We start from the raw sequence: 8,133 nt of genomic DNA on the forward strand, positions 1-8,133 counted from the left end.
TAATAATATGGCATTCCATCAACATGGAATGAATCAGAAAAATTATCGGGAAGAGGAGGGTGTGAGAAACCAGGAAGGGGAATTTGCATACCTAATTTACCGTGGTTTTTGTCCGCTCGCGATAAGATTGTATGCGAGATAGGGGATATTCTCCTCTATAAACGGTTCTACCCGTTTAGCAATTGAGAAGAGTGGATCTGCAAAGGTGAAATGTGCAAAAGAGCACCTGTATATTGAAATATCTGTAAAACCTGCTGCTTCAAAGAGCTCGTGCATCTCCTGAGCCGTATAGTAATGTTCAGTAAACTTTCCGACACCAACCCGGCGGATCTTCATCTTCTCCCCAATTGTGAACAGAGCTGGCAGACTTGATGTAAAAACATTTTTTCCCAATGTGCAGACTGCCAGTCTTCCACCTGGTTTTAATATTCTCAAACAATCTTCGAGGGTTTGGTCTGGTTTAGTGAGGTAAGAAAAGGCGAGGAGGCTTGAAATTGAATCAAATGAATTCTCGCCGAACGGGAGGAACTCTGCATTTCCTACCAGGAACTGTTCAGATGGAAATATCGTGGTTGCCCGTTTGATCATTCCTGAACTGATGTCTATACCGGTTACTTTGCCCCCGTGTTTCAGAAACCTTCTGATAAAAAGCCCGGTCCCACATCCGATATCAAGGAGTTCTCCCCCGGTACCGATCTGATCCAGCACTTCCTGAGAGATATGATCATAGTACTGTCTTCCCCTTTCCCGGTGATCATACCGCTGATCATATACATCAGCGATATCATCGTAATGGGATTGAACTTTTTGTTCACTTTGTACTGCTGATTTCACAAAAAGACCTCCCCGACTATCTTTGCAGCAAGGGCATTCATCTGTAGGTATTCATTTCCAGCGTGAGTGATGATGTAATCGGTATCAGCGATACTTGAGATAATATCTGGGTGATAATATTCACGTCGCACAATCAGCATCAGTTCCTGCAGCACCTCGCGGGCTGAAAGCCCGTATTCGATCATCAGACCTTCGAGACGCCGCTGTGCAGTGGCGATATCTTTGGATTGCATTGCAATGAACGCCGCTGCAGCAATTTTTCTGGTTTCACCCTCGTCAAAAGTCGCAGGTGTGATTTCTGTTCCTGTGCTAACCCGTACCTGGAGATACATGATAGCCTTACGCAGATCTCCCCCGGCAGCAGCAACAAGAATGCCGAGTTCCTCATCACTTACGGTATCTGTGGCCCCCATTGTCTGGAGAATCTCCTTGAGTCTTGCCAGAATCTGCTCCCTGGAGAGAGGAAGGAAGAAGAGCGGAAGACATCGTGAACTAATAGGAGGAATTACTGATGATGCCTGTGTAGTACAGAAGACAAATCTGCATGTCCTGCTATACCGCTCCATAATCCTGCGGAGTGCATGTTGTACATCCTGTGAAAGGGTGTGGGCATCTTCAAACCAAAGAACCTTGAACTCTGCGTTTATGGGTCTGATGGATGCGTATGAGTTTATTGCATGCTTCAGATTTGAGAGAAAGGATTCATCTGGTTTGTAGAGATGCATGAATCTCTCATCAGTCTCAAGGTATGATCTCCCACGCTCCATCATGTCTGCAGTCTGAAATATTGTGACATTGTCCTGCCAGGAATCACCATAGAGTGCCTTCAATGTTGCTTCTACAGCGATACTTTTTCCGGTACCGTGTGGGCCGGTTACAAGCAGGTGAGGAAGCATATGGCTATCTGAAAACTTTCGGAGGACTTCAACAACCCGTTCCTGTCCGATGATCTGGCCCAGATCCGCGGGCCTGAATTTCTCAATCCAAAAGATCATCCAGTCTGCTCCTAATTGTCATGATAGCATCACGAAGGTATCTCTTCCCATCTGGATTCCGTGTCAGTTTTTCTGCTTCTTCCTGATCCATTGTTTTGAAAGCTGCGGTTATGGCTGGAATAGCCCTGGTAACCTCATCGATGATTGGAAGGGTTGCAGTATTTGCAGTCCGGGACAATGGATTGAGATCAATTGCAATTACCTTCTTTCCCATTGCAATCAGTGCCTCGGCCCTATCTCCATCTTCAAGTGGGACAAGAATCAGATCAGCGGCAGCCATACCGTTTGCATGACAAAGGCCCCTGTCATGTTCGAGAGGAATTAACCTCTCAACCGGACCATCGAGCACGCGGCATCCGGCATCTTCAAGGATTCGGGTAATACCCGCAACCCTCTCATCAGTACGGTGAAAGAGGTTTACCTCAACTATTGCCCCTGATGCCTTCTGAAGATCAGCAATTGCCTGGGCACACAAAGCTGCTGTGTTTCCATTGACAGATATGACCGGATGGTGGGCTGTCTTTAGGAGTGCAGCAGCCACCCGCTCTGCTTCAGCAGCACTGGCACTGGTCTTCTCACCTAGAAGGTAATCAAAAGCCTCACCTCTTCCATGAGCAGTAAGACCTTCAAGCGCCACAATTCCTGACCGGGCAGCTTCTGCCATTTGTTCACGGGTTACCAGAGAACGATATCGCGGGTGACTTTCCGGTATCATGGCAGTACCTCCAGAATCCGGGGCCCGGTATGAGATATTTGCAGGGAATAAGTCTCCCCATACCGATTGAGGAGATCCTTTGCACGTTCTCCAAGTGCAAATATTCCGTTTCCGAGCATTGTCATACTTACTGGGATATTATTGGCATCACAGTCGATTAGGACTTTCTCTATGTCAGGAGAGATGAGTCCGGATGCTTCAGCAAAACTTCGTGAACAGGTAAAAAATCCGGCGAGAGTGTCTGGGTCTATTTTCGGAAACGCAGCAGTTATCCTGCTCAACATTTCTGGTGATGAGAGGACTGATTCAGTTTTCAGGGGGCTTAGGGTGATTGCATGAATTGTCTGTTGATCCTGAAATCTGAGTATCTCTGCCATGATCCCCGGTCCTTTCCTGATAACCCATCCGCCCCCCTGGCAGGCTGCCACGTCACCAAGTCCAGTCCGGGAAGTTACCTCCACCTGGTGAGCCTGCAACGCACATTCTTCAGGAGAAAGACCAAGATCAAACAGCCGGTTAACTGCATGAACTGTTGCAAGCAGGGCAGCAGCAGAAAGCCCATATCCCGAAGAAAGGGGGAGTGTGCAAAACGTTTTGATTGATGCGGTAAGAGAGAGATTTTGCAAAAGGTGTCTGATCACCGGTGAATTATCAGATACGATCTGTGATTCATCCTGGTATGTTCGAAGTACCTGGATAATTGTCTCTTCTGCTTTGGATGCAACAACGGTAACTCCGGAATTTATGACAATACCGCCACCGCAGCTCCCTGATGTTGTTGGATCTCCAATGATCACCGGTTTAAAATATCCTGAAATATGGCCTGGACAAAAGACAGTAACTTGTGACGGACTCATAATTCATGTGGGTCAGATATCGCCGGAGAAAGGTTTGAGGGATGCCTTGAGATGATCAGATTAAATATTTCGTGTGCCACGTCTTCTTTTGAACCTGAAACACTCATCGTTCCTGAACTGTCAACCAGATCGTATTTACCTTCTTTCGACCCCATGTTCTCTGGTTTGTTTGCAGCAACCAAAGTAATCCCTCTGCTTAAAAGTGCGGGAGCTTCATGAACACTCTCTTCTCCTAATTTAAAAGCAACTGTAAGATCTGCTTTTGTGATAGCTTTGTCAAGGATCTTTGGGAGGGGATGCAGGTTAAGGACAGGATTCTGACCCGAAGGAATCTTTCCCTGGTACTTGATCGGTGCATAATCAGAGACTGCTGCGGCACTGATAAAGATGTCAGTATGATGAGAGTCCAGCTCCTGCATTACTGTCTGTAGCATAGAATCTGCAGTAGTAATCTGAATATTTTTGAATCCCGGAAGGTTATCCCGGTGGATTATTGTGACATCTGCTCCAAGTCGATATGCAGCCTTAGCAAGTTCCTGTCCCATGAGCCCAGATGATCTGGTAGTGAGGACTCGTACATCATCGACAGGTTCCTCACATCTCCCGCTTGTGATGACGATGTGCCTTCCAGCGAGGGGTTTACCACAGAGTTCCCGTTCGCAGGAGAGCACAATTTCATCGACAGGTGCAATCTTTGCTTTTCCCTCCTCAATTTTTGGACCCACAACCTGAATGCCCCATAACTTGAGTGTTTCAAGGTTTTTCATCACTGCAGTATGGCGGAACATGGCATGATGCATGGCAGGGACGATGATGATTGGCATTTTACTTCCAAGTGCGGTAGTTGCACAGGTGGTAACTGGGGTGTCATCTATTCCACAGGCAATTTTTGAGATAGAGTTTGCAGTACAGGGGGCGATGAGCAGGAGGTCAGCAACGCGTTCGTCCCCGCAGTACTTGACATGTTCAACCATCCCGCTAATTCTGATGATAACTTCATGGTTGCAGGCATATGTCAGGGCATCTGGATGAATGATCTGCGTTGCTGCTCCACTCATTACTGCCTGTACTTCTGCTCCACGACGCCGGAGAGCATGGGCGAGTTTTATTGTTTCAACAGCGGCGATACTCCCGGTCACTGCGAGAAGGATGGTTTTTCCCTGGAGAAGGTTCATTCTATCACCACGTCAGCGACCAGATGCCAGGTTCTCGGTCCTGCCTTCTTGACTTTGTGCATGGTAATATTAGCCTTGAGCGAAGAATCGTGAATGATTTTTTTGATCTCATCTGAACGATCGCCAAGCATGTGTACATGAAGAATAGTTTTCTTATGGACGTGCCTGAGTGCTTGACTCAGAAATGTGACTGCCTCAAAGTGGCCCATGTGAATCCTGTCATACACTCCTGAGAGAAGGTCACGACAGTCTCCGTTTTCTGCTCTTATGTTCCCGGTGAGCCCATTTAGTGACGTGTTCTGCTCTAAAAATGTAAATGAAACGGGATTGATCTCCATTGCATGAATCTGTGCTCCTGCCCTTGCCATCCCGAGAGAGAAATACCCGATTCCTGCAAACATATCAGCCACGGTTTCACCGGGATGAATCATCTTTGATATTCGTGTCTTTTCTTCCCGGTTTCCCTGAGAAAACATGACCCGTTCAATATCTAAACGGTAGATGATTCCTGATTCCTGATGGGTAACTTCTCCTCCGGATCCTTCAATCCTTGAGATCTTTGGCTCCCTAAAAGCCCCTTCATGCCTGGAGATCCAAAAAATTCCTCTGGGCTTTTCCAGAGCTTTAATATCATCCACCTCATCCCGGCTCGGACGGGATCCATGAAAGATCACAACGTCGCCAAGTTTCTGGTATCCTCTTCCTGATCGCCTGCGTGAAGGAAGCATATGGGTAGAAGGATATCCTTCTCTGACCGGGATGTATGCTCCTTCTGCTGTCACAAAGGGTCGTCTGGTCTGGTCTACCCAGGGTTCTGTCTTAAGAACAGCCATATCTGTAAGCGGAACCAGCCGAGCCTGCATCATACTACTATTGTGCGTTCGCTGTCACGGAGAATTCGGACTGAATCACCTACTTCAGGATGGCGCCATGAGACTCTGTTTATCTCTTCAGTCTTTCCTGACTCGGGATCAAGAATACCTATGATTCCTGAATCCTGATAGATGACGGAAAAGACAGCAGCATCACGAACATTAGCCACAAACCTCGAAGGAGTTGATTCCGGGATTGTCCTGGGGAGGCCGGTCTTGAGATCGAGGTATGTGTATGTTTTATTTTCCTGGTGTAGTATCTCGCCGTATGTATTGCGAACTGCGATTACATCTCCCCGCTGTAGTTTAGGTAATCTTACAGCATAGGTTACCCGATAGAGCTTCTGTCCGTTCTTCTCTCCCACAAGTGTGGGGTGTAGAGAGAATCTCCCTCCAAGCCGTTTTGTAATCTCTCGCGAGATCTGTTCTCCGATTGCCTGCGAACCGACAACGATGTCAAGACCTTCACGCCCTTCATCAAATCTTGTGATAAATGAAAGGCGTTCACCGTCATTCTGCATCTCGGTCTCGACCTGTACGGCAATCCGTTGTGATTCTTCCTGCTCCTCAATGGTTGCCTTTCTTCCATCAGCCCGAATCTGAACTACACCTTCGTAGTAGTTCCCGTGCTGACGGTTACACCGATCGCAGGACTCGTTCTGCCAAACGATCTCAAGTGAACAGTATCCCTCAAGATTTTCATCAAACAGAGTACCTGAAAGTTCAAGATCTGCATACGTCCGGTTGATACTGAGGTGATCCAACTTTACTGATATGTTCGGTTTTTTTACATCCTGATGAAATTTTATTGCGGATATTGCAGCATCCTCTTCCAAATCCTCACGTTCGCGTGATGAATCTCCCCATCCTGCACTCGTTTTTATCGAACCGCAGCCTCCACACCGGGTGATGAAAACCCGGGGGTCACAGACATACCAGGGGATCTCTCCAGTTAAACATTTGCCGCAGAGGCTTCCATCTTTTGACGGGCCTCCACATTTGGGACATATTGCGTCGTGTAGATCCATAATTTCAGAAAGAATAATCAGAGTATAATTGCATGGGGAACTCCGGCGATCATCCTGCATGATTCCTGGTCAATGAATCCATGACTGATAGCAAGATTGATGCATCGTTCCCCAAACATATTGATATTTTCACAATCACGTAGTGCTTCAAGAATTTCCTCTTCGGTGGCCAGATGACTACCAAAGAATTCAGGGCTAATTACCACATTCAGGTCTCCTTCACTCAGTGTTGTGCCAAGCAGTTCATGGTCGCAGATTCCTACAACCTCATGACAGCCGGCTGACCGGTGAATCCTGATATACATCTGGTATATATGAACCGGCTGAATACGTAAAATCATTCCCTCAGCAAGGGAAAAAATGAGTATCTATACTGATGACAACTTCAATCAAAAAACTGAAATTGGGCTATCATAAATAATGTCGTCTTTCATTTATATTCTGATCTCTACCCCGTACACCTGTTCAGGGGTCTCCTGATGAATCCTGAATATATCTTCTTCAGTAATTTTTCCTGCCTGAAGAAGGCTGGTTGTCTGTCTGGGAACTGATCTGGGTCCCATTACAGCTCCCGGACGCTCGTTTTCATCCATATAATCACTCTCCATTGTGAATCTTCTCTTCGCTAAGCAGAGTTCAGGTATACTTTCATGTTTGGCCACAAGAGAAGGCATCAGGGGAGTTTCTGGTGAGCCGAAATGCTTTATCACACGCAAAGGATCCATCCCTAAAGATCTCGCCATCTCCACAACATCATCGCACGGACCAGTCTCGGCATGGATCTGGACGGCACAACCCAATTCCCCTCCGAGGGTCAGAGCATGGGAGAGGACTTCGTTGGATGCAGCAAGTATCTTTGGTGAAGTTTCGTAATGGGGTCTCCCACTTTTAAGCCCGATTGCCTTTCCTTCTCTCACATATGTTGCAGCGCAATCGAGACCTTTTTTCATAACAGTAGTCGCCTCTTTTAGAGTGAGCCTTGGAGTCAGCACGGTGATCTCTGCGGGGTGGACACCGAGGAGGGGAAAAACGACTATGCCCTGCTCTTCTATCTGTTTAGCAATCTCCAGTGTCTCATCAAAGACTGTTGAATAATCATTGCCAGAAGAAGGGTGAACATCAAGCGACCAGGAAGGTTTTGTTACCAGGCAGATATGAGTGCCACCTGATCGTTTGAAATCTTTTATTGCGTCAATACCGCGACCATTTCTTGGATCAATATGGATATGATCATCAAGAACTGGAAACTTCGGAGTCTTCATCGATCCACTCGATTCGCATCATTGGATATTCGCCTTCGCGTGAGAGCGCTACATGACAGGTTGCCTGGTTTACCCTGACTGTCATTTCAACATCCAGCATCAATCCCGCCAGTTCACTGTAGCCGAAAGAGTTAGGGACCATCGCCTCGCGATCAAGACCGACACTGATCTCGGTAACATATGGCTGCTGAATATGAGCGTTCTCAATGGCATGCTCAAGGGATCCGGCTGATTCCCGTGAAACCGGAGTTCCTACCCACTGGTGATAGAGTGCTCCCAGTTTGATCCCTGCCTCAAACGCTGCACGCTCCCTGTCAGAGATCATAGTCCCTCATCTTTGAAAATAAAAATTTATGATTATCGAAGTTCATGAGCATAACTCCAGATTTTATAGG

General features: G+C 47.0%; 10 protein-coding genes. All 10 read right to left on the reverse strand.

Annotated elements, in window-relative coordinates:
• Positions 1 to 96: 96 nt before the first annotated feature.
• Complete coding sequence (locus VN429_RS12415; protein WP_325633794.1) at positions 97 to 834, reverse strand: class I SAM-dependent methyltransferase; 738 nt, start codon at positions 832 to 834, stop codon at positions 97 to 99.
• A complete protein-coding gene (locus VN429_RS12420) occupies positions 831 to 1,829 on the reverse strand; it encodes an AAA family ATPase (RefSeq protein WP_325633796.1) in 999 nt (332 codons plus the stop codon). Before VN429_RS12420 ends, VN429_RS12415 begins: the two co-directional genes overlap by 4 nt.
• Positions 1,813 to 2,544 carry a 4-phosphopantoate--beta-alanine ligase gene (locus tag VN429_RS12425; RefSeq protein ID WP_325633798.1) on the reverse strand — a complete coding sequence of 244 codons (732 nt, stop codon included), beginning with the start codon at positions 2,542 to 2,544 and terminating at the stop codon, positions 1,813 to 1,815. Before VN429_RS12425 ends, VN429_RS12420 begins: the two co-directional genes overlap by 17 nt.
• Complete coding sequence (locus VN429_RS12430; protein WP_325633800.1) at positions 2,541 to 3,401, reverse strand: pantoate kinase; 861 nt, start codon at positions 3,399 to 3,401, stop codon at positions 2,541 to 2,543. The genes VN429_RS12425 and VN429_RS12430 overlap by 4 nt, the downstream gene beginning before the upstream one ends.
• The gene (gene coaBC, locus VN429_RS12435) at positions 3,398 to 4,576 is read right to left on the reverse strand and encodes a bifunctional phosphopantothenoylcysteine decarboxylase/phosphopantothenate--cysteine ligase CoaBC (protein ID WP_325633802.1); all 1,179 of its coding nucleotides are present in this window, start codon (positions 4,574 to 4,576) and stop codon (positions 3,398 to 3,400) included. Before coaBC ends, VN429_RS12430 begins: the two co-directional genes overlap by 4 nt.
• A complete protein-coding gene (locus tag VN429_RS12440) occupies positions 4,573 to 5,442 on the reverse strand; it encodes a class I SAM-dependent methyltransferase (RefSeq protein WP_325633804.1) in 870 nt (289 codons plus the stop codon). Before VN429_RS12440 ends, coaBC begins: the two co-directional genes overlap by 4 nt.
• Positions 5,439 to 6,476, reverse strand: coding sequence for a 60S ribosomal export protein NMD3 (locus tag VN429_RS12445; RefSeq protein ID WP_325633806.1), 1,038 nt, complete (start codon positions 6,474 to 6,476; stop codon positions 5,439 to 5,441). Before VN429_RS12445 ends, VN429_RS12440 begins: the two co-directional genes overlap by 4 nt.
• Positions 6,477 to 6,493: 17 nt before the next feature.
• Positions 6,494 to 6,817: a DUF424 domain-containing protein gene (locus VN429_RS12450; RefSeq protein ID WP_325633808.1), complete on the reverse strand. Its 324-nt coding sequence runs from the start codon at positions 6,815 to 6,817 to the stop codon at positions 6,494 to 6,496.
• Positions 6,818 to 6,910: 93 nt separating this feature from the next.
• Complete coding sequence (locus tag VN429_RS12455; protein WP_325633810.1) at positions 6,911 to 7,738, reverse strand: TatD family hydrolase; 828 nt, start codon at positions 7,736 to 7,738, stop codon at positions 6,911 to 6,913.
• A complete protein-coding gene (locus VN429_RS12460; protein ID WP_325633812.1) occupies positions 7,710 to 8,063 on the reverse strand; it encodes a dihydroneopterin aldolase family protein in 354 nt (117 codons plus the stop codon). The genes VN429_RS12455 and VN429_RS12460 overlap by 29 nt, the downstream gene beginning before the upstream one ends.
• Between the last annotated feature and the right edge of the window lie 70 nt (positions 8,064 to 8,133).

It is taken from the genome of Methanospirillum sp. (assembly GCF_035560735.1).
Lineage (GTDB): Archaea > Halobacteriota > Methanomicrobia > Methanomicrobiales > Methanospirillaceae > Methanospirillum.

Excerpts from the sequence above, each read along its gene's own strand:
- VN429_RS12420 (WP_325633796.1), bottom strand. The coding sequence starts at position 1,829 with ATGATCTTTTGGATTGAGAAATTCAGGCCCGCGGATCTGGGCCAGATC.
- VN429_RS12425 (WP_325633798.1), bottom strand. The coding sequence starts at position 2,544 with ATGATACCGGAAAGTCACCCGCGATATCGTTCTCTGGTAACCCGTGAA.
- VN429_RS12430 (WP_325633800.1), bottom strand. The coding sequence starts at position 3,401 with ATGAGTCCGTCACAAGTTACTGTCTTTTGTCCAGGCCATATTTCAGGA.
- coaBC (WP_325633802.1), bottom strand. The coding sequence starts at position 4,576 with ATGAACCTTCTCCAGGGAAAAACCATCCTTCTCGCAGTGACCGGGAGT.
- VN429_RS12440 (WP_325633804.1), bottom strand. The coding sequence starts at position 5,442 with ATGATGCAGGCTCGGCTGGTTCCGCTTACAGATATGGCTGTTCTTAAG.
- VN429_RS12445 (WP_325633806.1), bottom strand. The coding sequence starts at position 6,476 with ATGGATCTACACGACGCAATATGTCCCAAATGTGGAGGCCCGTCAAAA.
- VN429_RS12450 (WP_325633808.1), bottom strand. The coding sequence starts at position 6,817 with ATGATTTTACGTATTCAGCCGGTTCATATATACCAGATGTATATCAGG.
- VN429_RS12455 (WP_325633810.1), bottom strand. The coding sequence starts at position 7,738 with ATGAAGACTCCGAAGTTTCCAGTTCTTGATGATCATATCCATATTGAT.
- VN429_RS12460 (WP_325633812.1), bottom strand. The coding sequence starts at position 8,063 with ATGATCTCTGACAGGGAGCGTGCAGCGTTTGAGGCAGGGATCAAACTG.